The 23,761-nt window shown below is 75.2% G+C and carries 18 protein-coding genes; 7 read left to right on the top strand and 11 right to left on the bottom strand.

All coding sequences use genetic code 11. The features are described from left to right. Positions 1 to 19 precede the first annotated feature (19 nt). From ACFZAU_RS18205 to glgX, 3 genes are all read right to left on the bottom strand, one after another. The gene (locus ACFZAU_RS18205; RefSeq protein ID WP_500552965.1) at positions 20 to 748 is read right to left on the bottom strand and encodes a hypothetical protein; all 729 of its coding nucleotides are present in this window, start codon (positions 746 to 748) and stop codon (positions 20 to 22) included. A 120-nt stretch (positions 749 to 868) separates the two neighbouring features. Further along, positions 869 to 3,265: a malto-oligosyltrehalose synthase gene (gene treY, locus ACFZAU_RS18210; RefSeq protein WP_500552966.1), complete on the bottom strand. Its 2,397-nt coding sequence runs from the start codon at positions 3,263 to 3,265 to the stop codon at positions 869 to 871. A gap of 51 nt (positions 3,266 to 3,316) precedes the next feature. Next, positions 3,317 to 5,437: a glycogen debranching protein GlgX gene (glgX, locus tag ACFZAU_RS18215; RefSeq protein ID WP_500552967.1), complete on the bottom strand. Its 2,121-nt coding sequence runs from the start codon at positions 5,435 to 5,437 to the stop codon at positions 3,317 to 3,319. Between the two features lie 342 nt (positions 5,438 to 5,779). Here glgX and ACFZAU_RS18220 point away from each other — a divergent pair, with 342 nt between their 5' ends. The 4 genes from ACFZAU_RS18220 (at position 5,780) to ACFZAU_RS18235 (ending at position 10,135) form a co-directional block, all read left to right on the top strand. Beyond that, positions 5,780 to 6,511: a Tat pathway signal sequence domain protein gene (locus ACFZAU_RS18220; protein ID WP_500552968.1), complete on the top strand. Its 732-nt coding sequence runs from the start codon at positions 5,780 to 5,782 to the stop codon at positions 6,509 to 6,511. A 19-nt stretch (positions 6,512 to 6,530) separates the two neighbouring features. After that, a complete protein-coding gene (locus ACFZAU_RS18225; protein WP_500552969.1) occupies positions 6,531 to 7,817 on the top strand; it encodes a copper amine oxidase in 1,287 nt (428 codons plus the stop codon). Positions 7,818 to 7,941: 124 nt separating this feature from the next. Beyond that, complete coding sequence (locus tag ACFZAU_RS18230; protein ID WP_500552970.1) at positions 7,942 to 9,189, top strand: DUF5919 domain-containing protein; 1,248 nt, start codon at positions 7,942 to 7,944, stop codon at positions 9,187 to 9,189. Positions 9,190 to 9,421: 232 nt separating this feature from the next. Continuing rightward, positions 9,422 to 10,135 (top strand): 3'-5' exonuclease, encoded by a 714-nt coding sequence (locus ACFZAU_RS18235; RefSeq protein ID WP_500552971.1) that lies wholly within the window; start codon positions 9,422 to 9,424, stop codon positions 10,133 to 10,135. A gap of 135 nt (positions 10,136 to 10,270) precedes the next feature. Here ACFZAU_RS18235 and ACFZAU_RS18240 read toward each other — a convergent pair whose 3' ends face one another. Next, positions 10,271 to 11,131: an aminoglycoside phosphotransferase family protein gene (locus ACFZAU_RS18240; protein WP_500552972.1), complete on the bottom strand. Its 861-nt coding sequence runs from the start codon at positions 11,129 to 11,131 to the stop codon at positions 10,271 to 10,273. 33 nt (positions 11,132 to 11,164) lie between these two features. Between ACFZAU_RS18240 and ACFZAU_RS18245 the strand changes: the two genes are divergently transcribed. The 3 genes from ACFZAU_RS18245 to ACFZAU_RS18255 all read left to right on the top strand — a co-directional run bounded on the left by ACFZAU_RS18245 (position 11,165) and on the right by ACFZAU_RS18255 (position 13,148). Further along, positions 11,165 to 11,518 (top strand): hypothetical protein, encoded by a 354-nt coding sequence (locus ACFZAU_RS18245; RefSeq protein ID WP_500552973.1) that lies wholly within the window; start codon positions 11,165 to 11,167, stop codon positions 11,516 to 11,518. Positions 11,519 to 11,893: 375 nt separating this feature from the next. Beyond that, entirely contained in the window at positions 11,894 to 12,793 is a 900-nt protein-coding gene (locus ACFZAU_RS18250) for a hypothetical protein (RefSeq protein ID WP_500552974.1), read from the top strand. Positions 12,794 to 12,848: 55 nt separating this feature from the next. Continuing rightward, entirely contained in the window at positions 12,849 to 13,148 is a 300-nt protein-coding gene (locus ACFZAU_RS18255) for a YciI family protein (protein ID WP_500552975.1), read from the top strand. Positions 13,149 to 13,164: 16 nt separating this feature from the next. On the opposite strand, the gene ACFZAU_RS18260 is transcribed toward ACFZAU_RS18255, so the two are convergent. The 7 genes from ACFZAU_RS18260 to ACFZAU_RS18290 all read right to left on the bottom strand — a co-directional run bounded on the left by ACFZAU_RS18260 (position 13,165) and on the right by ACFZAU_RS18290 (position 23,752). Beyond that, on the bottom strand, positions 13,165 to 13,800 hold the full coding sequence (locus tag ACFZAU_RS18260; RefSeq protein WP_500553042.1) for a CHAT domain-containing protein: 636 nt from the start codon (positions 13,798 to 13,800) through the stop codon (positions 13,165 to 13,167). Next, entirely contained in the window at positions 13,688 to 16,858 is a 3,171-nt protein-coding gene (locus ACFZAU_RS18265; RefSeq protein ID WP_500552976.1) for a hypothetical protein, read from the bottom strand. The genes ACFZAU_RS18260 and ACFZAU_RS18265 overlap by 113 nt, the downstream gene beginning before the upstream one ends. A 1,225-nt stretch (positions 16,859 to 18,083) precedes the next feature. Continuing rightward, positions 18,084 to 19,199, bottom strand: coding sequence for a carboxylate-amine ligase (locus ACFZAU_RS18270; RefSeq protein ID WP_500552977.1), 1,116 nt, complete (start codon positions 19,197 to 19,199; stop codon positions 18,084 to 18,086). 6 nt (positions 19,200 to 19,205) lie between these two features. Further along, on the bottom strand, positions 19,206 to 20,423 hold the full coding sequence (locus ACFZAU_RS18275) for a condensation domain-containing protein (protein ID WP_500552978.1): 1,218 nt from the start codon (positions 20,421 to 20,423) through the stop codon (positions 19,206 to 19,208). Between the two features lie 28 nt (positions 20,424 to 20,451). After that, on the bottom strand, positions 20,452 to 21,369 hold the full coding sequence (locus ACFZAU_RS18280; RefSeq protein ID WP_500552979.1) for an NAD-dependent epimerase/dehydratase family protein: 918 nt from the start codon (positions 21,367 to 21,369) through the stop codon (positions 20,452 to 20,454). Continuing rightward, a complete protein-coding gene (locus ACFZAU_RS18285) occupies positions 21,366 to 22,514 on the bottom strand; it encodes a GNAT family N-acetyltransferase (protein WP_500552980.1) in 1,149 nt (382 codons plus the stop codon). Before ACFZAU_RS18285 ends, ACFZAU_RS18280 begins: the two co-directional genes overlap by 4 nt. Then, a complete protein-coding gene (locus ACFZAU_RS18290; protein WP_500552981.1) occupies positions 22,511 to 23,752 on the bottom strand; it encodes an aminotransferase class I/II-fold pyridoxal phosphate-dependent enzyme in 1,242 nt (413 codons plus the stop codon). Before ACFZAU_RS18290 ends, ACFZAU_RS18285 begins: the two co-directional genes overlap by 4 nt. Positions 23,753 to 23,761: the final 9 nt, after the last annotated feature.

Genomic DNA, 23,761 nt, shown 5'->3' on the forward strand with positions numbered 1-23,761 from the left:
AGAGGATGTGGCCGAGGGGTCAGGCCGTGGTCCCGGGGTCGACCAGCACGTCGTAGGCCGGGGTGGTCAGCGAGTGCAGGGGCAAGTCCAGCTTCTCCGTGCGCAGGATGTACGTGCCCGGCGCCAGGTCGGAGATCGGCTGGTACCGGCCGGTGAACCAGGGCTCGGTGCCGGTCCAGTAGCCGGACCCCAGGCTGTTCTTGAGGACCCAGCCGCCCGGCAGCACGACGGCCGGGTACACCGGTCCGAGCGCGTCCGGGGTGATGGTGAAGGACGGCCCGGCGTGGGCGTCCGGGGCGGGCGCCCCGGGCAGGGTGAACGAGAAGTACCGCACGTTGAAGGGCGCGCCCGCGGTCAGCGGGGCGCAGCCCTCGGCGACGACGGGACCGTCGGCGACGCCGAGCTGCAGCGGGTCGGTGAAGGTGCCGCTGCCGGGCAGGGCGCCGCAGCTCGTCGTCCGCGGGCCGCCGCCGGACGCCGGCGTCCCCGTCACGCCGCCGGGCGGATCGCCGTCGTCCGAGGGGGTGGCGGCCGGTGTGGCGTCCACGGTCGCCACCGTCCCGGACGGCTCCGCGGCGGCCGGGGACGGCGGGCTGCTCTCCGGGACGGGAGGGGAGCTGTCCACGGCGGTCGCGGAGGCAACCGCGGACGGTGATCCCGCGGCCGCCGTACGGACGGGCGCGGACCCGCCGCCGCAGCCGCTCACCAGCAGCAGGGCGGCGAGCGCCGGCGCACACCTGCGCAGCATGGATGTCCCTGCCCCCGCGCCGCCGGGAGGGTCCCCGGCGACGCTCAACGGGCGGGACATTACCGACTTTCGTGCTCGGTATCCCTCCGTACCGGATTTCTCCTCCCGCCCACCGGGGTCTCATTCGTCCACGTCGCGCACCAGCAGACCCACCGGCAGCCGGTCCAGCAGCTCCGCCAGCGGCACCACCGCCTGGAACGGGCGGCCCGTCAGCACCTCCGTCCAGACCCCCTCCGGCAGCACCAGTTCCGTGCCGCGCCAGCCGCCGGCGTCCGCGAGCCGCCGGGACAGCCGGGTGACGACCGTCAACGCCCGTCCGCCGCGGACGAAGGCCACGCAGTGCTCCCCGGCCGGACCGCGCGCGTACAGCGGCTCGTACGAGCCCTCCGGGCCGGTGAACCACTGCGGGCGGGCCCGGCGCAGCCGCAGCGCGAACTCCGTCACCCGCCGCTTCTCGCTCACCTCGCCCCCGGCCGTGCCCGGGTCGTACGGACGGCGGTTGGCGGGGTCGACGAGGAGCAACTGCCGTTCCTCGTCGCCCTGGTAGAGGTCGGGCACGCCCGGCATGGTCAGGTGCGCCAGGTGCGCGCCGAGCACGTTGACGCGTTCCGGCCCTCGCAGTGCCCGGTCGATGCGCTCGGTGGCGAAGGCGGCCGGCCCGCCGACGAGTTCGCGGACGAAGCCGGTCATGTCCCGTTCGTACTCCGGTCGCTGATCGGTCCACGAGGTGCGCAGGCCCGCCTCGCGTTCTGACTTGAGCATGGTGTCGGCCACGAGCCCGGCCGCGCCGGCGTCGCAGAAGACCGCCGCGTACTGCCAGGCCTGGTACTCCACATGACGCTCGGGCAGCGGGATCCCGCGGTGCTCCAGGTACTCCCGCAGGTCCGCCGAGGCCTCGCCCAGCCAGTCCGCCCACTCGCCGGGCAGCTCGCTCAGCGCGGCCAGCCGGGCGCGCACGTCGCCGCCGCGCTTGGTGTCGTGGGTGGAGCGCACGGTCCCGGTGAGCGGCCAGTCGCGCCGCAGCCGCTCGCAGAAGGCGTGGAACTCCTCGGGCGAGGTGGCGGGACGGTCCGGCTCGCGGCCGACCTCGTTGAGGCAGAGCAGCGGGTGGTAGCGGTAGAACGCGGTGTCCTCGGCCGACTTGGCGCGCAGCGCGGAGGAGACCTGGGCGAAGCGCACCGCGAAGTCCGCCGCGGCCTCCGCGCCGCCCTTGTGCCGGCCCAGGGCCAGGTCGCACACGGCGCCGGCCGCCGGGAGCCCGGTGGCGCCGGCCGCGGCCTCCAGCAGGGCGGTGTCCTGCGCGTCCGCCGGCTCCCCGGGGACGACGTACGGGCGGTAGCGCGGCAGCCGGACCAGTGTCGCCTCGACGGCCTCGCGCAGCGCCGTGTGCTCCAGCCCGGTGGCGCGGACGGCGGAGCGGGTCAGCCGGTCCACCTCGGCGGCCAGGTCGTGCGTGACGATGCGTTCGGCGGCGGCCCGTACGGTCGGCTGCCACTCGCCGCCCGCGTCGGCGGGTGCGGCGGTGAAGGCGCGGTAGCCGCGGACGATCTCCTCGACGCCCACGGGGTCGGTGAACAGCCCGTCGAGCCGGTCCAGGGCGTCGTAGCCGGTCGTTCCGGCGCAGGCCCAGCCGGCCGGCAGCCGCTCGTCGCCGGTGAGGATCTTCTCCACGACCGTCCAGCGCCCGCCCGAGGCGTCCGCGAGCCGCCGCAGGTAGCCGGCCGGGTCGGCGAGGCCGTCGGGATGGTCGATGCGCAGGCCGTCGGCGACGCCCTCGTCGAGCAGGCGCAGCAAGGTGGCGTGCGTGGCGGCGAAGACCTCGTCGTCCTCGACACGGACCGCGATGAGCTCGGAGATGGTGAAGAAGCGCCGGTAGTTCAGTTCGGTACGGGCCTGCCGCCACCAGGCGAGCCGGTACCACTGGGCGTCGACCAGCGCGCGCAGCGGCAGCTCCTCGGTGCCGGGGCGCAGCGGGAACGCGTGGTCGTGGTAGCGCAGCACGCGCTCCCCGGCGGCCCGGTCGCGTTCGACGCGCAGGTCGGGCAGCACCTCCTCCAGCGGGCCGCCCAGCACCGGCAGCAGCAACCGGTCGCCCTGCGCCGCCCAGTCGACGTCGAACCAGCGTGCGTACGAGGACTCCGGCCCGTCCCGCAGCACCTCCCACAGCGGCCTGGCCAGGTGCTCGGGCGCGGGCACGGCCATGTGGTTGGGCACCACGTCCAGCACGAGCCCGAGGCCGTGCGCGCGGGCGGTGCGGGCCAGGGCGCGCAGCCCCTTCTCGCCGCCGAGCTCCTCGCGGACCCGGGTGTGGTCGACGACGTCGTAGCCGTGCGTGGAGCCGGGCACGGCCTGCAGGACAGGGGAGAGGTGCAGGTGGGAGACGCCGAGCGCCGCCAGGTGGGGGACGACGGCCTCGGCCGCGGCGAAGGGGAAGTCGGGCTGGAGCTGGAGCCGGTACGTGGCGCTCGGCACGGAGGGGACGACAGCGGTCGGCGGGCTCGCGGCGCTTTCTGTCATGGAGGACTGACTACCCCGCCGACCGGTAGGCCCATCACATCGGACGGACGGTTACGCCGGGCGCTGCAGGACCACCATGCTCCGGTCGGCCAGCCGCAGCCGGTCGCCCTGGGTCACCTTGCGCCCCGAGCCGGGGGGCACGCCCTCCGGCCGCTGGGTGTCCACGACCACCTGCCACTCCTTGCCGTGGTTCACCGGGACGACGAAGTCCAACGGCTCGTACCAGGCGTTGAACATCAGCAGGAAGGAGTCGTCGCCGATCCGCTCCCCGCGGTCGCCGGGCTCGGAGATCGCGCTGCCGTTGAGGAAGACCACCAGGGCGTTGGCCTGCGCCTCCTGCCAGTCGTCCTGGGCCATCTCCTCACCCTCAGGGGTGAACCAGGCGATGTCCGAGAGGTCGTCGTGCGTCCCCTCGACCGGCCGGCCGTGGAAGAAGCGGCGGCGCCGGAAGACGGGGTGGTCGCGGCGGAGCCACACCATCTGGCGGGTGAACTCGTGCAGCCGCTCGGTGTCCGCGTCGCCCTCCTTGGGCCACGGCACCCAGGCCAGTTCGTTGTCCTGGCAGTAGGCGTTGTTGTTGCCCTGCTGGGTGCGGCCGAACTCGTCGCCGTGGGCGAGCATCGGCACGCCCTGGGAGAGCATCAGCGTGGCGATGAAGTTGCGCATCTGGCGCTCGCGCAGGGCGAGCACCTCCTCGTCCTCGGTCTCGCCCTCGGCGCCGCAGTTCCACGAGCGGTTGTGGCTCTCGCCGTCCCGGTTGTTCTCGCCGTTCGCCTCGTTGTGCTTGTCGTTGTACGACACCAGGTCCCGCAGTGTGAACCCGTCGTGGCACGTCACGAAGTTGATGGAGGCGAGCGGCCGGCGGCCGTCGTCCTGGTAGAGGTCGGAGGAGCCGGTCAGCCGGGAGCCGAACTCGGCCAGCGTGGCCGGTTCGCCGCGCCACAGGTCGCGCACGGTATCGCGGAACTTGCCGTTCCACTCCGTCCACAGCGGAGGGAAGTTGCCCACCTGGTAGCCGCCCTCGCCGACGTCCCAGGGCTCCGCGATCAGCTTCACCTGGCTGACCACCGGGTCCTGCTGCACCAGGTCGAAGAACGAGGAGAGCCGGTCCACCTCGTGGAACTGCCGCGCCAGGGTCGCCGCGAGGTCGAAGCGGAAGCCGTCGACGTGCATCTCGGTGACCCAGTAGCGCAGTGAGTCCATGATCATCTGCAGCACGTGGGGGCTGCGCATCAGCAGCGAGTTCCCCGTGCCGGTGGTGTCCGTGTAGTAGCGCGGGTCGTCGGCCAGCCGGTAGTACGAGGCGTTGTCGATGCCCCGGAAGCACAGCGTCGGCCCCAGGTGGCTGCCCTCGGCCGTGTGGTTGTACACCACGTCGAGGATGACCTCGATGCCCGCCCGGTGCAGTTCGCGCACCGCCGTCTTGAACTCCAGCACCTGCTGGCCACGGTCGCCCATCGAGGCGTAGGCGTTGTGCGGCGCGAAGAAGCCGATCGTGTTGTAGCCCCAGTAGTTGCGCATCCCCGCGTCCACCAGCCGGTGGTCGTGGACGAACTGGTGGACCGGCATCAGCTCCAGCGTCGTGACGCCCAGCTCCGTCAGGTGCGAGATCACCGCGGGGTGGGCGAGCGCCGCATAGGTGCCGCGGATCTCCTCGGGCAGCTCCGGGTGGAGCATCGTCAGGCCCCTGACGTGCGCCTCGTAGATGACGGTGCGGTGGTAGTCGATGCGGGGGCTGCGGTCCTCCGCCCAGTCGAAGTACGGGTTCACCACCACCGACGTCATGGTGTGCGGCGCCGAGTCCAGGTCGTTGCGGGACTCCGGCTCCCCGAAGCGGTAGCCGTACACCGCCTCGTCCCAGTCGATCGTCCCGCTTATCGCCTTCGTGTACGGGTCCAGCAGCAACTTCGCGGAGTTGCAGCGGTGGCCCCTGGTGGGCTCGTGGGGGCCGTGGACCCGGAAGCCGTAGCGCTGGCCGGGCATGATGCCCGGCACATAGGCGTGGCGCACGAAGGCGTCCGCCTCGCGCAGCTCGACGGCGGTCTCCGAGCCGTCGTCGTGCAGCAGACACAACTCGATCCGGTCCGCGGCCTCGGAGAAGACCGCGAAATTGGTGCCGGCGCCGTCGTACGTGGCGCCGAGGGGATATGCCTGACCCGGCCAGACCTGCATGTCGTCGACTCTTCCACTTCTCCGCCGGGTGCCGGTAGGCCGCACCCCGGCCACATCGGTGCCGAAAGGGCATCCTCACGCAAACGGGCCCCTGCGGGCGTGGAATCGCCAAGATCTTCCCCGTTACGGGTGGCCCAATTCCCCTGCCTGCCGCAAGAATCCACCGCCCCGGGGCAACCTGTGCCGTTGAGGTTCCGTCGATAAGAGTGACCATACGACACAGGGGAGACCTACGTGACAGATCAGGGGGAAAGCCGTTCCTTACCGCGTAAGGGACGGTTCGGGCGCGGCCTCAGGCGCGCCCTGTGGGGCGGCGGCACAGCCGTCGCCGCCACCGTCGTGATGATCGGCATCACCCTGCCGCGCGACGCCTCAGGCGACGACCACTCCACGACGGGCGGCCCGGCCGCCGCGCCGGGAGCGCCGGGGCGGCAGGACGCGGGCAGCGGTGGGACGACGGAGGACGAGGCGCCCGCCGGCGCGCAGCAGAGCGGTCGCGGGCCCCTGACCAAGGCCGAGGTCGACCGCGCGAAGTCCATAGCCCTGCGCCGCGACGCGCTGCGCAGCGCCGAGGACGTGGCGGGCGGCCGCGGCCCGGAGTACCTCGACACCGACCTCGCCGAACCGGCCGACGCCACGGGGGCGCGGACCGAAGGGGCCCGCCGGGTCGAGGTGCTCTTCTACGACTACGGGCACGACCGGCTCGTGAAGAAGACCGTCGACCTCACCGCCGGCACCGTCGAGCGCACCGACACCGCCACCGGCCTGCAGCCGCCGCCGTCGCCGGACGAGACCCGGCAGGCGGCGGCACTGCTCATCGGTGACGCCCTCGGTGCGGGGCTCCGCGCCGACTTCACGGCCGCCACCAAGGGCCGGGAACTCACCTCGCCCGGTCAGCTGCGGCTGCGCGGCATCTCGTTCAACACCGCTGAGCAGTTCGCCCCCGCCGGTCTGGCCAAGTGCGGTCGTCACCGGTGCGTACGGCTGTTCACACAGGTGAAGGACGGGCCGTGGATCGACACGACCCAACTCGTCGTCGACCTCAGCGACCGCACCGTCGGCCGGATCCACTAAGAGCGGAGACCCAGACACGATGCGCACCACCCTTGTGCGCCGGGCCCTCGGTACGGCCCCGGCGCTCCTCCTCCTGCCCGCGCTCGCCGTGGGCCCCACCGCCGGACGGGCCGAAGCGGCCCCCCGGGCCGCCGCCGCGGCGGACTGCGGCACCGCCACCGCCCTCACCAGGACGCTGCCGAACGGCACCGGCTGGACCATGTGCTGGCGCATGAGCGGCACCAAGGGCCTGGTCCTGGAGAAGATCGCGTACCAGCCCCGGAAGGAGCCGCAGCCCCTCAAGGTGCTGAACTCCGCCACACTCGCGCAGGTCAACGTCCCGTACGACTCCGGGCTCACCGAGTACAACGACCTGTCCGACATCGGATTCGGCAACACCGCGGTCGACATCGGCGCCGAGGAGTGCCCCGGCGGCACCATCTCCTCGGCCTACGTCCCGCAGCAGGAACGCACCGTCAAGGCGCTGTGCGTCACCACCGCGCCGCACGGCTACGCCTACCGCAGCGACCTCTACGACGAGGACGGCACCGCGAGGAAGTACACGCGGCAGGGCAGCGACCTGGTCGTCTTCTCCGTCTCCCAGCTCGGCTGGTACGAGTACGTCACCCAGTGGAACTTCTCCGACGACGGCACCATCACCGCCAAGGTCGGCGCCACCGGCGACCTCTCGCCCGGCGACTACAGCGGCGAGGGCACCGGCTGGCCCATCGGCACGGGCGGCCACGACCACGCCACCAGCCACTACCACTCGGTCTTCTGGCGGCTGGACTTCGGCCTGGACGGCTCGAACCGGGCGAAGGTCGAGCAGTACGACACCAAGAAGGCCGGCCGCGGCTCCGGCTCCGCCGTCCTGAAGACCACCAGGACCGCCGTCACCAAGGAGCTCGCCGCCAACTCCGCGCTGCGCCGCTGGTGGCGCGTGGTCTCCACGGCCGGGAGGAACGCCGACCGGCACCCGCGCTCCTGGGAGCTGGTCCAGCAGCACTCCGACCGCTACGACGCCCACGCCTACACCTCCAAGGACCTGTACGTCACCCAGTACCGGGCCTGCGAGCAACTGGCCAGCGGCAACAGCGACCCCGCCTGCGCCGGCCGCGGCACCTCGGTGGACAAGTGGGCGAACGGCGAGACCCTCGCGCACCCGGTGATGTGGGTCAACGTCGGCTTCCACCACATCCCGCGCGACGAGGACCAGACGCCCATGCCGATCCACTGGCAGGGCTTCCGGCTCGCGCCGCGCGACGTGACCGCCATGAGCCCGCTCACACCGGACGAGCTGTCGGGCGGCAACGGGCAGGGACACTGACCGTCCCGCGCCGTCGGGCCCGGTAAGCATGTGGTGAAGTAGCGTCGTTACGGCTGCACCGCCTCCCGCCCCGCAGTACCCTTCCTTGATCGTGGACGGGGGCGGGAAGGCGGGTGCAGTCGTGATGTCGGGAGGTCTGGTGCTCCCCGGTGGTGGTGATCAGGGGGACCCGGGCGGCGGCATCGGCGAGGGAAGCACCGGTACGGCCGCCCTGGCACTGCCGTTGGAGATCGGAGCGGAACTGGACTGGGGCGCCGACGAGTGGGCCGAGGTGCGCACCCGCGCCCGGCGCGCGGGACGGGCGTACGTGTGGCTCAACCTCGTCGAACAGCGCCTGCGCGCCGTCGTCAACGCCGTGCTGCGCCCGATCTACGAACCCGTGCACGGCGACGAGTGGGTGGTCGCGGCCGCGGGCCCGGCCGGTCACGAGTGGGTGCAGCGGGCCGCGGCCGTGCGCGAGGTCAGCCGCCGCAAGGGATTCCTGCTCGACCCGGCCGACGACAACATCCTCAGCTTCCTGACGCTGCCGCAGCTGCGCGAGCTCGCCGTGCAGCACTGGCCGTGCTTCGAGCCCTACCTCGACGACCGCCGGGAACTCGAACTCGCCCTGGACGAGCTGGAGGTGGCCCGGCACGTCGTCTCCCGCAACCGCGCCCTGTCCCGCACCGTCCTGGACCAGGCCGAGCGGGCCGCCGCCCGCCTGCTGGACATGCTCGGCTCCGGCCCCGGCTACCCCTCCGCCGAGCGGCTGCCCGTGGACGCCGTCGAGGAGCTCGTCGCCGACCGCTACGCCGACGTCGTCGGTGTCTACCCCGACCGGGTGCGGCTGCAGCGGCAGCTGCCCGCCGAGGACCTGTTCGGGAACGCCCGCCGCCTGGACGCGGTGGGCATCGGCCTCAACCTGCTGGTGCAGAACTACTCCGGCAAGCGGCTGGTGCGGCTCGCCGAGTCCGGCTGCCGGGTGCGGCTGCTCTTCCTCAACCCGGCAAGCAGCGCCGTCCGCCGCCGCGAGCGCGAACTCGGCCTCGGCCGGGGGGAGCTCAGCCGCTCCGTCGAGATGAACATCATGCACATGCGGCGGGTGCGGGCCCGGCTGCGGGACACCGCCGCGTTCGAGATCCGGGTCTTCGACGAGACCCCGCGCTTCACCGCCTACCTCGTGGACGGCGACACCGCGGACGGCATCGCGGTCGTCCAGCCCTACCTGCGCAGGGCCCGCGGCATGGAGGCGCCCGTCCTCATCCTGCGCGGCGGGCCGCGGGACCTCGTGCAGACCAGGGCGGACGGCGCGCCCGAGGCCGAGCACGGCCTGTTCGAGACCTACCGCGAGGAGTTCGAGGGCGTCTGGGCCGACTCCCGTCCGGTCTCCTGAAGGGTCTCCTGACGGCCCGGCGGGCCCCCGGCCGGACGCCCCCGCACAGCCCGGCCGCGGGACTGTCAGTGGCGCACGGGATGATGGAGGCGAACACGGGGGAACAGCGGGAAGGACGTACGTCAATGCGCATGGGACGAGGCCGGACACGGCCGGCCGATTCCGCACGGGGGAGGAGCGCGGGCAGCCGCCCGCGCGGCGCGGTGCACGCCACGGGCACGAGGGCCGCGCGATGAGCTGGATCAGCGACGCACTGGTCGCCTTCGACCTGGAGACCACCGGCACCGACGTCGAGACCGACCACATCGTCACCGCGGCCGTCGTCAGGCTGGAGGCCGACGGGGCCGTCTCGCGGGAGCGCACCTGGCTGCTCGACCCGGGCGTGGCCATACCCGAGCAGGCCTCGGCGATCCACGGCATCTCTACCGCGCACGCCCGTGCGCACGGCGCCCCGGCCGCCTCGGCGGTCGAGGAGATCGCCCAGGCCGTCACCGAAGTGCTGCGCTCGGGCACCCCGCTGGTGGTGATGAACGCCCGCTACGACCTGTCGCTGCTGGACCGCGAGTGCCGGCGGCACGGCGTCGCCTCGGTCAGCGAACGGCTGGGCGGCGGGCCCGAGCCCGTCATCGACCCGCTGGTCATCGACAAGCACGTCGACAAGTACCGCAAGGGCAGAAGGGCCCTGCAGGCGCTGTGCGCCCACTACGGGGTCCAGTTGGAGGGCGCCCACGACGCGCGGGCCGACGCGCTGGCCGCGGCCCGCGTGGTGCGCCGCCTGGGGGAGCGGCACGAGCCCGTCGGCCTGATGCCGCTCGCGGACCTGCACGCCCTTCAGATCCGGGCGGCGGCCGAGCAGTCGGCCTCCCTCCAGGTGTACCTGCGGCGCACCGCCGACCCGGCGGCCGTCGTCGAGCAGGCCTGGCCGGTCATCCCCAGGCCGAGGTGACCGCGGGGGCCCCGGCGCGCACGGATGCGCCGGGGCGGCCCGGTCGCGTGGCCGGGCGGCCGGGTGGCCGCCCGCGGGGGCGCGGCGCGGACGCTGTCCGTGGGCGGCGCCGTGGTGCCGGAAGGCGGTGTGGGGTCAGAAGGGGTACCAGCGTACGGTCGGGTCGCCGTCGCGCAGCGAGGTCACCCGGCGGCGGAACTCCGCGAGTGCGGCCGGGTTGCCCGGTGCGTGCTGGGCCACCCAGGCGCAGCTCGCGGTCTCCCTCGCCCCGCGCAGCACCGCGCAGCCGTCCCACTCGCGCACGTCCCAGCCGTAGGCGTCGGTGAAGACGGCGTAGGCGTCCGGCCCGAGCCCGTAGCGGTCCCGGCTGAGCGCCATGACGACGAGGTCGTGCTCGCGCAGGTCGGCCGAGAAGGTCTCCAGGTCCACCAGGACCGGGCCCTGCGGGCCGACGTGCACATTGCGCGGCAGCGCGTCGCCGTGGACGGGGCCCGGGACCAGGTGCGGGGTCAGCGCGGCCGTGGCGGCGGCGAAGCCGTCCCGGCGCTCGCGCAGGTACACGGCGTCCGCGGGGTCGACCGCGTCACCGGCCAGCCGCAGCCACCGTTCCACCCCGTCCAGCAGGTCGCGGGGCGGCAGGGCGAAGTCCGGCTCGGGCAGGGCGTGCAGGAGCCGCAGCAGCGCCGCGAGGTCGGCGGGACCCGCGGGCCGGACCGGGTCCGGCAGCCGCTCCCAGTACGTGACCGGGTGCCCCTCCACCAGCCGGGCCTCCGGCGCCGCCGCCCGTACGGCGGGGACGCCGTGCGCCGCCAGCCAGGACGCCGTGCGCACCTCGCGGGCGGCCCGCTCCAGCAGTTCGGGACCGCGGCCGACCTTCGCGACGGTCACGCCGTCCGCGAGGTCGAACACCGCGTTCTCGCCGAGCGCGAGCAGCTTCGCGCCGTCCTGCCCGTCCGCCGCGAGCACGGCCCGGGCGAGCTCTTCGGTGAACGCCATACGGCAATGATCGCAGATCAGTAGGCTGGGCCGGTGACCGAGGAAGACGTCATGGCCTTCTGCGAGATGCTGCCGCTGCTGCGCGGCGCCGCGAGCGACCCGGGCGAGGCGGCCGAGGTCGAGGCCGCCGCCGAGGCCGTACGGCGGGGCGCCGGCGACGTCGAGACCGTGACCGACCTGGGCCACCGGCTCGGCGTCCGGGTCGTCGGCCCCCGCATGGACCCGGGCGGCTACACCCAGCTGCCGGGCATGACCGGCGGGGGCGGCGGCATCCTGCGCCACCGCTGCCCGCGCGGCCTCTGTGCCCGCAGCGAGGACCCCACGGCGTCGGTCACCGCCCCGCGCTGCGCGGTCTGGGACGCCGAACTGCGGCCCGTCTGGTACTAGGCCGTGTCGTCGAAGGAGCTCCGGCCGCCCGGAGGGCGGGCCCCGCAGGTCCCCGGCTCGCGCTGGGAGATCCCCCAGGTCCGATGCATCGCAAGGCGGAGAGCCGTCCCCGTTGTGGGCTGCTCGGACGATGCGACAACACAGCGTGGGGGCACTTCCCGGCGGAGCGCCGTGCCGGATCCTGCGGGCAGGAGGGACTTTTGACGACACGGCCTGGACCTGTCCTTCCGGCCCCCGGGGAGAAGGAGGGTTGTCCGGTGCGCGCAGCCGTACGGCGGAGGAAGCAGCAGGCACCGGTGGCCGCGGCGCGAAGGCCCCGGGGCCGTTGCGCCCGCCGCGTAGTCGAGCAGGTCGCGGAAGGCGGGGCGTAGCGCGGTGGCGGGTCTGCTGGACGAGATCGGCGGGAAGCTCGCCGAACGCTGGGTCTCCCTGCTCGCGCTGCCCGGTGCGCTCTTCCTGGGCACCGCCTGGGCCGCCCATGTGCTCGGCGGCAGGCGGCCGTTCGACGCCGGCCGCCTGCTGCGCGAGGTCGAGCGCGCCGCGGACTGGACCGACGCGCACGGTACGGCGGGGTTCCTCCTGGCCCTGGCCGCCGTGCTGTTGCTCGCCGTCGTCCCGGGCCTGGCGGTGCAGGCCCTGGCCCGCGCGGTCCAGGTGCTGTGGGTCGGGCCCTGGCCGGGCGGGTCGGGGCAGTGGCTCGTGCGCCGGCGCCGGGCCCGTCGCGAACGCGCCGACGCCGACGTGGCGGCCCGTCTGCGGAACCACGAACGCGACGGCGACCCGGCCGAACTGGCCGCCGCCCGCGCGGCCGAGGCCCGCCGGGACCGGATCGCGCCCGTGCCCCCGGCCCGCCCCACCCGCATGGGCGACCGCATGCACGCCCTGGAACACCGCGTCGGCGCCTACTACGCGGTGCCCTTCACGGCGGTCTGGCCACGCCTGTGGCTGGCGGCGACGGAGGCCGACCGCAAGGAGATCCGTACCGCGGCCGGTGCCTTCGAGGCGTCCACCCGGCTGTGTGGATGGGGCCTGCTCTACGTGGCGCTGGGCTGCGCCACCGCGTGGTGGCCCGCCTTCGTCGTGGGCGCCGTGGTCGTGTTCGCCGCCTGGTGGCTCGGGCGCGAACGGCTCTTCGCCCTCGCGGACCTCGTCGACGCCGTCGTGGACCTGCGGCTGCGCTCCGTCGCCCGTGCCGTCGGGATCCCCGTCCCGCCGGGCCCCGTCACCCCGGCGGCGTGGCGGGAGCTGGATCTGGTGCTGCGCCGCCGCCGGTGAGCGCGCCTGAAAATGACCGACCGGGCCGCCCGGACCGCGAGGAGATCGGACGGGGATGCTGCACCTGCTGTTTCTGACGTACACCGGATCCGAGGAGGAAGCCGGGCCGTTCGTCGCCGCCCACGTCGCGTTCCTGGAACGCCACCACCGCGCCGGCACCTTCCTGCTCTCCGGGCAGGCGGTGCCCTCGTCCGAGGGCGGCGTGGTCCTCGCCCGCGGGACGGACCGCCGGACGATCGAGCGGATCGCCGCGGAGGACCCCCTCGTTGTCTCGGGGGTCGCCGTGTACACCGTCACCACCGTCGACCCGGCCCGAGTGCACCCGGTCCTGGCCGGACTGCTCGGGGGCGCCTGACGTTCCGTCGCGGCGCTCAGCGGCCGATGTGGACGAAGGGCGCCCACACCGCGGGGGAGCGGGCGTAGCGGGTGCGCAGGGCGCGCACGACGTGGTTGAGGGCGCGGCCCGTGTCCGCCGGGGCGACGGCGCCCGGCGCCGGGGCGCGGAGCGCCGCGTACAGGCGGGCGGCCAGGAGCGCGGAGACCGCGTCGTCGGCCTCCCACAGGGCGCCGACGACCTGCGGGTAGCCCGCGGTCTGGAAGGCGGAGGCGAGGTGGACCGCCTCGTCGGGCAGCTGCCCGGTGTGCGCGGTGTGGCAGGCCAGCAGCACCGCCAGCTCCGCGTAGAGCGGTTCCTGCCGGGCGACGTCCGCGGCGCTCAGCGGCCCGCCGTGCAGCAGCAGGTGGCTGGCGGACGGGTCCACGGGGTCGCTGACGCCGTGGCAGGCGAAGTGCACCCAGCGGGCCGTGCGCAGCGCCGACAGCACGCGTTCCGGTGTGGCCTGCTCGCCCTCGAGGGCGCGTACGCCGCCCAGCGCGTCCGCGATCGCGGCGATCTCACGGGCCGAGGCACCCGCGGAGCCCGCCGTGCCGGTGGGGCGGCCGACCGCCAGCAGCCGGCCACCGGTGCGGCCGGAGGACGCACGCCGGGCGTGCTCCAGGGCGCGCAGGGTGGGGGTGTAGGACGAGGCCACCCGGTCCAGGACGGTCCGGCCGTCGCGCAGGGTGCTTGCGCTGCAGCCCCGCGGCGTGCAGCGGCAGGTACGCCAGCGGTCCCGACGCCGACCACCACAGCCGGGGCGCCGCCGAGGCGGGGGCGTCCTCGGGGAGGGCCCTGGTCAGGCCGAGGGCGGTGAGCACGGGCTCGGCCACCGTGCGCCACAGCCAGGCGAGGGTGTCCAGCACCAGTTCGCGGGCCCTGTCGTGCTCCTCGGCGGGCGCGGTCCGCGGAAGGCCCACGGCCGCCAGGAATTCCTGCGCCCGCAGGGCGAGCCGGCCCTCCGTCAGCTCGCGCAGCGGCACCGAGAAGATCCGCTCCCGCGTGACGACGACCGCGTCGCACCGCAGCCGGTCCACGTTGACCGCCACGACCGGCCCCTGGGCCGCCACGGCCCGCATCTCCCGTTCCGTGGGCGGCATCAGGAACCGCTCGAACCCCGTCCTGCCGCGGACGCGGGTCAGCAGCGCCTCCCACTCGGCGGCCGCGACGTGCCGTTCCATGACGTCCTCGCCCGCCTCGGCCCGCCGCAGCCGGGCCCCGAGCGCGGCGAACTCCCGGGCCAGCAAGGGATGCGCCGCGGACAGCGCCGTCAGATCGGCCCGGGCCTCCAGGTCCTGCCCCATCAGCACGGCCCGGCTCTGCTCCAGCAGCGCCAGCGCCTGAGCGGGCCGGCCGGCGGCGAGCGCCGCGGCGCAGCCGGTGCGGCCCAGGCTCGTGCCCGTCAGCGGATCGGGCCGGCCCGCGTCCGCCGGGTCGCCGCCGTCCGTCCGCAGGTGCGCCAGGGGGTAGCGGCGGCCCAGCAGCGCCCCGCCGACGAAGGCCCGGCGGTCCTCCCGGGCCAGGGCGCGCGAGGCCACCGCCGGCAGCGTCTCCAGGGCCCGCGCCGCCGCGTCGGCGGCGGCCGCCCAGTCGTGGTGCTCCAGCGCGTCGGCCATCGCGATGCGCGCCACCTCGAAGCGCAGCGCCGGCATCTCGCCCCCGGGCTCCGCCGCCAACGCGACCTCGGCCGCCCGCGCCGCCCGCAGGTCCCCGCGGACCGTGGCGTCGGTGTAGTCCGCCCAGTGGCCGTACGAGGTGACCATCCCGCCCAGCAGGTCCGTCAGGCCCGGGCTCCGCTCCACGCGCAGCGAGGCGTCGGCGATCCGGCGGCGCGCCTCGGCGGCGAGGACGGGGTCCTGGCTGAGCCCGGCGAGGTTGGTGAGCGCGTTGGCGTACTCGATCTCACCGGCGGCCCGTTCCGGCGCGTCGTCGGGCAGCAGGTCGAGCGCCACGCGCAGTTCCCGGCAGCAGGCGCGCAGTGCGCCGGTGTCCATGGCGAGCACCGCCCGCATGTGCTGCCAGGGCGCCGAGGCGAGGACCAGACGGGCGTGCTCCGGTGAGCCGTGCGGGAGTTCGGCCAGGACGCGGTCGCCGAGCGCGGCCGCCTCCTCGATCACGGCGGCGTCCTGGTCGGCCATGTAGCGCATCCCGGTGACGGCCATCAACAGCGCCGCGGTCTGGGCGCGTTCCGGGCTGCCGGACTCCGTCCCTTCCAGTGCCTCGCGCAACTGTCGCTCCGCGTCGGCGACGAAGGCGGGATCCAGGCCCTGGGGCGTGCCGGGGCCCTTGGCCAGGGCGTCGAGCAGCGGCCGCATGTCGGGGGGTACGGGGAAGGCGGAGGTGAAGCGCGTGTACAGGTCGTCGCCTGTCCCTGCCCCTGCCTCCGCCTCGCCGCCGGGCTCCGGACGGGGGCCGGGCGCCGGCTTTGGCTGCGGCTGCGGCTGTTCGGCGGGTGCGGGCCCGGGGCCAGGCTCGGGGCGGAAGCCGTCCGACGGCAGGGCCGTCCGTAACTGCATCGGCGGCAGCGCGGGCGCGAACCGCACCATCAGCGGCAGGAACCGGGTCACCACCGACCCCAGGGACCGCGGCAGGAGCCGCATCCTGCCGCGGAGTTCGCCCACCGCGGCGGCCTTCGCCGCGATGTGCGGCTGCAGCGGATGGCCCGGCGGCAGCCGCTCCATGAGCGCGCGCAGCATCCGTTCCGCCTCCGCGGCGTCCGCGGCCTCCCACGCGACGACCGCGCGGGCGGCCAGCAGCGAGGCCGTGTTCACCTCGTACGACCCGTTGTCGTCCGGCAGCCCCTCGGCCCGGTACGCCTCCAGGTGACCCAGCGCCTCGTCGATCGTCGCGCGGGACGGCGCCCAGGGCAGCGTGCACATCAGCGCCACCGCCAGCGCGAAGTGGACGCTGCGCATCTCGTGCCGGTCCCGCAGCCCGCCCATGCTGCGTCCGCTCGCCGCGGCCAGCGCCAGCCGACCGCCCCGCACGGCGACGTCCACCGCCTCCCGGTCCCGCGGATGCGCCCGGACCCAGGCCACTCCGGCCAGCACCGCCACCCGGCCCGCGTCCGGGGCGTCGACGTGGCCGGGGACGACCGTCCCGAAGGCCTCCCGGGCACGCGCCCACAGGGCGGGCAACTCCCCGGTGGCTCCGCACTCGTAGCGGACCAGAGCGGAGTGCGCGAGCCGGGCGAGCAGCCCGGGGCGGCTCAGGTCGTCCGGCGGCAGCGTCGCCAGCAACTCCACCACCCTGCCCTCCACGGGGTCCGCGGGCCGGAACGGCCGCTGCGCGGGGCCCGAGGGGTAGACCGCGGCGACCGCCACGAGGTCGTCGGGCGGACGGTGCTGGGTCTGCGCCCCCAGGTGGTGCCGGACCTCGGGCCCGGTGCGGAAGTCGCCGTGCACGTGCGCCAGGGTGCGGTCGGCCAGCTGCAGGTGCAGGACGAGCCGGGCGCGCGACGGATCGTCGCGGTCCGCCGTGTCCAGGCCCAACACGGTCAGCGCGAGCGCGGCGGCCGCCGGGGCCCGCCCGTCCTCGCTCCCCCAGGACTCGCGCAGCAGGCTCTCCGTCGCGGCAAGCAGACCTGCGGGCGTCGAGCCGGCACCGTCGACGAGGCGCGCGGTCCCCGGCGGTTCCGCCAGTCCGAAGCGCGTCAGCATGCGGTCCACGGCCGCCCGCGCGTCCGTCATCAGCCGCCCCCGATCCCCGTCGCCGACGTCGCGCGGCAGAATAGCGCGCCCCGGGTGACCGACCGGTCACTCCAGGGCATGAGGACACCCCGAGGCGTGCGCGCGCCGGCATGCGGTCGCCCTCCGGCCTGCCCGCGCCGCGTCCTGCCGCGCGGGCGCCCACCGGCCGGGCTGCTCCGGGCGGGATCCGGCGGTGCGTGAGTTGCGCCGTCTTACCGTCCCGGAGGGACTCGCGGTCTTCCGGCACCGCGCGAACAGGGCCGGGGCGGGTCATGAGCTCCGGGCTTCCCGCGCGGCGTCACGATGTCCCGGGCCGGGCTCGGCGGCGGAAGCGCGGCCGGTTCGGCTCGGTCAGGCCGTTGGCGCGGCGCACACGGCTGTCCGGTGCGGCCCGCAGGACCGAGCCCTGAGCGGCGGCCATCGGGTGGCGGTCCCGGTCATGCCATGCCGCATGGCTTCGCGCTGCCTGCGGGGTTGTCAGGACCCGGAGCGCAGGACATCGGCCCCGACCGCAACGGCTTGCGGCCTGGCCGCATCGTGGCGCGGAGGGGCAGGCCCGCGGGACCGTGCCCTGCGTGTTGTCGGACCCCAGTCCAGTCCTGCTGTGCTGCTTCGCACCGCCCGCGGGTCCCGGCACGGGCGCCCGCCGTAGACAGGGCACCCGGTGGCGTGCCGGGAGCACTCGTGTCCTGCGGCCTCCTGCAGCAGTGGGCTTTTTGGGCCTCGGTGGACGGATGGCGGGCCCGGTCATGTCACGCGGCACGGCGGCTGCCTGCGAGGATGTCAGGACCCGGGGCGCATCGAGCCTCGCCCGGCCCGGCCCGCATCGTGGCGTTGAGGGGCAGGCCCGCGGGACTGTGTCCTGCGTGCTGTCGGACCCGGTCGCGCTGTGCGCGTTCGCCACTGCCCGCGGGGGCCGGCAAGGCCCGAGCCCGGCACGAGTGCCCGCCGTGGACGGGGCACCCGGCGTCCTCCCGCAGCACTGCGCTCCTGCTCGGTGGACGGATGGCGACCCCGGTCACGCCGCGCAGCACAACTTCGCGCTGCCCGCGCGACCGTCGGGACCCAAGGCCACGGGATCTGCGGCCCGGCCGCATCGTGGCGTCAAGGGGCAGGCCCGCCTCCCACGGAGGCCGGTCAGCCCCGGTCACGTCGCGCCGCACGGCGCCGCACCGCTCGCACGGCCTGGCGGGGCCCGCCACCGTGCCGCCGTGGACCGGGCAGGTCACGCCGCCGTGCGGCGGACCGCGTCGCGGAGGACCGCGGGGGCGCCGCCCCGGGCGTACATCTCGCGTTGCCGGCGGGCGCCGGAGCCCCGCGAGGTCAGGCGGTCGATGCCGGCGCGGACGGTGTAGAGGTCGCCCGCGTCCTTCAGGGCGTCCTCGACGTGGGCGACCAGGGTCTCGACGACGTCGTGCGCGCTCGCCGGGCGGAAGGTGCGCGGATCGAGGAGGGCGCCGTCCAGGCCGGAGCGGCTGGCCCGCCAGGAGGCGAGCCGGAGCAGCGCGAGGTCGTCGTCGGGCGCGGGGTGCCCGTCGGCCCACTCGCGGGCGGCGGTCTCGACCAGGCCGCGCACCAGCGCGGCCAGCACCACCGAGTCCTGGTACTCCGGGCACACGTCGCAGACGCGCACCTCGACGGTGGGGAACTTCGCCGACAGCCGGGCGTCGAAGTAGAGCATGCCCTGGTCGATCAGGATCCCCGTGGCCAGCAGCCGGGACACCGCGGCGCGGTACCCCTCGGCGGAGCCGAAGCCGCGGGTCGGCCCCGCGGTGGGCCAGCGGCCGAAGACCTGGTAGCGGTAGCTCGCGTACCCCGTGTCGGTGTCCTGCCAGAGCGGCGAATTGGAGCTGAGCGCCAGCAGCGGCGGCAGCCAGGGGCGGATGCGGTCGACGACGGCCACGCCCTCCTCGTCCGACTCCACCCCCACGTGGACGTGGCAGCCGCAAGTCAGCGTCTCCTGCGCGGTGAGGCCGAAGGACTGGGCCATCCTGCGGTAGCGGCCCCTGGGGGTGAGCCGGGGCGGCACCGTCACGGGGGAGGTCCCCAGCGCCGCCACCGCGACCCCTTCGGGGCGGGCGAGGTCGGCCGCCCTCCGGCGCCAGGAGCGCAGCTCCTCCCTGAGCTGGTCGAGGGTGACGCAGGGGGAGCTGTTCAGTTCGAGCTGCTGTTGCTGCAGCTCGGCCACGAGTTCCCGGGGCCAGGGCCCGCCGTCCAGCACCGCGTCCGCGACCGCACGCGGTTCTCCGGACCGTGCGTCCACCAGGAGAAGCTCTTCTTCCACTCCCACGGTGCGTGCCACTCCCTTCGGATACCCGCTGAGGGCGCCGCTATCCGTCATCCGTCCTCACCCGGGGGACAGCAGGTGGTCCATGGCGCGCCGGCACAGGTCCGCGGCCTCCTCGCCCGCCGTGGAGGTCACGCTGAGGAACAGCCGCCCCCCGTGCCCCACCACGATCACCAGCGGCGCCCCGGACAGGCTGGTGTGCGCGGCGCCGTGGACGGCGGCCAGCCGCAGCGGCCCGTACGCCTCGGGGAGGTCCAGGCGCGTGTTGCTCACGGACACGTCGAAGCGGGGCCCGCGCGACTCGCCGCGCCGCAGCAGGGCGCCGACGGCACGGTGCGGCAGGAACGAGGTCAGCCGGAAGACGCGGACGAGCGGCCGCAGCTCCTCGGGGGTGAGCCGGGCGTGGATCCCGGTCCGCGCCTCGCGCGCGGCCGCCCACAGGTCGTCGGCCGCGCCGTCCACGGGGACGACGAAGCTCGCCGCGTACAGGCCCATGGCCTCTCCGGGCGACGGTTCGAGCACCCGGCGCAGGTCGGCGGCGACCGCGATGCGGGCCGGGCGGCCGGGCGCGGCGGCCCGTGCGAAGGCCGCGCACAGGGCGGCCTGCAGCGTCGCGCCGCGCGCCCGGCACCGCTTGAGCAGCAGCTCCGTCTCCTCGCGCTCCAGCGACCACGCCCGGTAGGCGAGCCGCCCGTCCGGCGGGTACGGGGGCCGTACGGGCCCGCCCAGGGCGCGGGCGGTCTTGAGCAGGTCCCCGGGGCGGGTGCGCGGGCCGGGGATCAGCTCGTCCGCGGGCGCCGCCCGCACCGGCACCGTGCCCACGCCGGACCCGTCCGGCGCGCCGAGGTGGGTGAGCAGGTCGCGCAGGACGACGCCCGCGGAGACGGCGTCGGCGACCAGGTGGTGGTAGACGGTGACCAGGTCGAAGGCCTCGCCCGCGTCGACGAGCACGAAGCGGGCGAGCGGACCGGTGCGGGTGTCGAAGGGCCGCGGGAGCTCTTCCTCCACCACCCGGGACCAGGCGCCCGCGCCGGCGTCCGGGACCACCCGCACCTCGGGGTCCGGCACCCCGGCCGTCGTGAGCCGCCCCTGCCACGGCCCGGGGTCGGCGACGCGGACCCCGAGCAGGGGGTGGCGGCCGCGTACGGCGGCCACGGCCGCACGGAGGCGCCCCGGCGTGGTGCGGCCCTCGACCCGGGCCACGGCGGCGATGTTGACGGGGAGCCGCTCGCCGGCGGCCCAGATGACGCGTTCGTACGGGGACAGTCGGCGGCGCACGGGGTGCTCCCCCTTCCTCGCGGGGCGGTCAGCGGTTCGGGGTCAGGGAGCCGCGCAGCCCCTCGGGGAGCGTGACGGCGGGGCGGTACGGGAGCCGGCCGCCGGGGGCGCAGGTCCACGCGGGGTGCAGCGCCTCGACGACCTTGTCGGGGTTGAGCGCCGACGTGCGGCCGAAGAGCCGTGCCGCCGCCATCGCCAGCGGCCCGGGGATGTGCACCACTCGCGGTGCGCGGCGGCCCAGCGCCGCCGCGACGGCGGCGCCGATGTCCTCCCAGCGGTGCTCGGTGCCGTCGCACACGTGGTACGTGCCGACCTCCGTGGTGGCGGGGTCGGCGGCGGTGATCAGCGCCCGGCACAGGTCGTCGACGTGGATCAGGGAGTAGTGCCGCGGCCCGGGCCGGCCGACCGCGGGCAGCAGGCCCGTGCGCACCGCCGCGACCAGCCGCGGCAGGAACTCCCGGTCGCCGGGGCCGTAGACGATCGGCGGCCGGACCACGACGGCCGGCAGCCGGTTCGCGGCGTCCCGCACCGCCCACTCCCCGCCGAGCTTGCTGCGCCCGTACGCGGAGACCGGTTCCGGCGGCGCGTCCTCGTGGCGCCGTCGTCCCGGGCCGGAGGCGGCCAGCGACGAGCAGTACACCAGGCGGGGCGGCACGGCGAGCGCCGCCGCCGCGTCGCACAGCCGCCGTGTCCCGGCGGCGTTCACGGCCGCGTAGGCCCGTGGGTCGCCCGCCTTGGTGACCCCCGCCAGGTGCACCACGCGGTCCACGCCGCGCAGCGCGAAGGTCAGCCCGGCGCCGGTGGCGAGGTCACCGGGCACGCTGCGGGCCCCGGGCACCTCGCGGCCGCCGCGCACCAGCGCCGTCACCTCGTGGCCGTGGGCGGTGAGGTGGCGTACGAGGTGCCCGCCGATGAAGCCGGTGGCGCCGGTCACGAGGTACCTCACCGCAGGCCCCCGCCGTCGCGCTCGTACAGCCGGTGCGTCCTGAAGTGCACCCCGCCCATGGCCTGCGCGTGCCGGTTGGAGCCCCGGTTGTCCTCCAGGATCCAGGACAGGTCGGTCTCGGTGTAGCCGAGCCGGAACGCCGCGCGCTGCGCGTCGGCGAGCAGCACGGCCACCAGCCCGCGGCTGCGGTGCTCCTTGCGGACGCCCGAAGTGCCGCCCCTGACGCGGGTGATGCGGCCCATCGCCCGGCTGACCCGCAGCATGCCGACCGGCAGCCCCCAGGTGGTGAGCCGGCCCCGCACGGTGCGCAGCGCCTGGTTCACGTCGGGCACCCACAGGGTGAAGGCGGCGGGCTCGCCGTCCACCTCGGCGATCCGCACCAGCTCCGGGTGGACTACCGACCGCAACTGGGCGGCCATGTGCAGGAACTCGGCGTCGCTCAGCGGGACGGAGGCGTAGTTCTCGGCCCAGGCGTCGTTGTAGATGTCCTTGACGACGGCCATGTCGGCCTCGTAGCGGTCGGCGTCGAGCGGCCGCACCCGTACGGCCGGGTCGGCCAGGGTGCGCGCGGCGACCCGGGCGATCGCGGCGGGCGGCTCGCCGTCCGGCGGCATCGGCACCAGCCAGGACAGCAGGTCCTTCGCCTTGTTGAAGCCGCAGCCGGTCAGCAACTGCGCGTAGTACGGCGGGTTGTACGGGATGCCCACGCTGGGCGGCCCGTCGAAGCCGTCCACGAGCAGCCCGCACTCGTCGTTGACGGAGAAGCTGAGCGGGCCCAGCATCCGGGTCAGGCCGCGCCCGGCCAGCCAGGCGGCCGCCGCCTCGAAGAGGGCCCCGGCGGCCTCGGGGTCGTCGGCGCACTCGAAGAGCCCGAAGTGGCCGCACTTGTAGTCGTGCCGCTCCTGGAAGCGCGGGTCGGCGACGGCCGCGATCCGGCCCACCGTCCTGCGCCCCCGGCGGGCGAGGAAGAGCCGTGCCTCGGCCGTGTCGAAGAAGGGGTTGCGGTGCGGGTCGAGGAAGGCGCGCATCTCGCGTTCCAGCGGGGCGACCCAGTGCGGGTCGTCGCGGTAGAGCGCGTACGGCAGCCGGATGAAGTCCGTCGTGGCGGCGCGGTCCTCGACGGGGGTGACGGTGACCGCGTTCACCGGGCCACCGCCTGGGCGGGCAGGCCCGGGACCGGACCGACGCGGCGGCCGGCGGCCGTGAAGGCGTCCAGGATCCGCCGCAGGTGGGTGTCGGAGTGGGTGGCCTGCACGGTCACCCGGATCACGCACCGGCCCTCGGGGACGGCGGGGGCCCCGACGGCGTTGGTGAACACCCCTTCGTCGAGCAGGGCCTGCCACATCAGGGCGCACGCGGTGGCGTCCCCGATGAGGACGGGGACGACCGGGGTGACCGAGTCCCCCGTGTCGTAGCCGAGCGCGCGCAGCCCCGCCCGCAGTTCCTCGGCGAGGGCGAGCACGCGCCGGCGCCGCCAGGGCTCGGCCGCGGCGATGCCGAGCGCGGCGATCCCGGCGGCGAGGGCGGCCGGCGGCATCGACGCGGAGAAGAGGACGGAACGGGCGCTGTAGCGCAGGTAGTCGATGACGTGCGCGGGTCCCGCCAGGAAGCCGCCGGTGGAGCCGAAGCACTTGGACAGGGTGCCGGTGAACAGGTCGACCCGGTCCATGAGCCCGAAGTGGTCCGCGACCCCGCGCCCGCCCGGGCCGAGCAGCCCGATGTCATGGGCACCGTCCACGATGAGGCGGGCGGCGTGCCGGGCGGTGAGCTCCGTCAGTTCGGGGAGCCGGCACAGATCGCCGTCCATGGAGAACATCCCGTCGGTGACGACGACCTTGCCCGCGGCCGGTTCCGCGGCCGTGGCCTGCTCCAGCAGCGTGTCCAGCCGTGCGGTGTCCGAGTGCGGGTACAGCACGCGGCGGGCCGACCCGAGCCGGATGCCGTCGACCAGGGAGGCGTGGTTGGACATGTCGCTGAAGACGATGTCGCCGCGGCCGAGCAGCGCGGCCACGGCCAGGTTCGCCTGGAAGCCGGTGGTGACCACGGCGGCCGCCTCGGTGCCCATGAAGTCTGCGATCCGCTCCTCCAGTTCGCCGTGGAGGGGCAGGGTGCCGTTGAGGGTGCGCGCGCCCGAGCAGGACGCGCCGTAGCGCGTCAGCGCCTCGGCCGCGGCCGCCGTCACCCGGGGGTCCGTGGACAGCCCCAGGTAGTCGTTGCAGCCCGCCATGACGACGTCCCGGCCCTCGACGACGGCCTCCCCGTCCCCCGTCATGTGCAGCGTGCGGTAGAAGGGCCGGACGCCCGTCTCCGCCATGGCCCGCACGAAGGTCGACGACGACAGGTCCTTGCGGAACGCGTCCGTGGCGTCCTGGATTTCGGTCACTGGCCTGCG

The organism is Streptomyces sp. NPDC008238 (assembly GCF_042956445.1).
GTDB lineage: Bacteria > Actinomycetota > Actinomycetes > Streptomycetales > Streptomycetaceae > Actinacidiphila.

Coding starts and splice junctions, on each gene's coding strand:
- treY (WP_500552966.1), bottom strand. CDS start 3,265: ATGACAGAAAGCGCCGCGAGCCCGCCGACCGCTGTCGTCCCCTCCGTG.
- ACFZAU_RS18220 (WP_500552968.1), top strand. CDS start 5,780: ATGATCGGCATCACCCTGCCGCGCGACGCCTCAGGCGACGACCACTCC.
- ACFZAU_RS18225 (WP_500552969.1), top strand. CDS start 6,531: ATGCGCACCACCCTTGTGCGCCGGGCCCTCGGTACGGCCCCGGCGCTC.
- ACFZAU_RS18255 (WP_500552975.1), top strand. CDS start 12,849: ATGCTGCACCTGCTGTTTCTGACGTACACCGGATCCGAGGAGGAAGCC.
- ACFZAU_RS18230 (WP_500552970.1), top strand. CDS start 7,942: ATGTCGGGAGGTCTGGTGCTCCCCGGTGGTGGTGATCAGGGGGACCCG.
- ACFZAU_RS18270 (WP_500552977.1), bottom strand. CDS start 19,199: ATGACGGATAGCGGCGCCCTCAGCGGGTATCCGAAGGGAGTGGCACGC.
- ACFZAU_RS18235 (WP_500552971.1), top strand. CDS start 9,422: ATGAGCTGGATCAGCGACGCACTGGTCGCCTTCGACCTGGAGACCACC.
- ACFZAU_RS18265 (WP_500552976.1), bottom strand. CDS start 16,858: ATGACGGACGCGCGGGCGGCCGTGGACCGCATGCTGACGCGCTTCGGA.
- glgX (WP_500552967.1), bottom strand. CDS start 5,437: ATGCAGGTCTGGCCGGGTCAGGCATATCCCCTCGGCGCCACGTACGAC.
- ACFZAU_RS18205 (WP_500552965.1), bottom strand. CDS start 748: ATGCTGCGCAGGTGTGCGCCGGCGCTCGCCGCCCTGCTGCTGGTGAGC.
- ACFZAU_RS18240 (WP_500552972.1), bottom strand. CDS start 11,131: ATGGCGTTCACCGAAGAGCTCGCCCGGGCCGTGCTCGCGGCGGACGGG.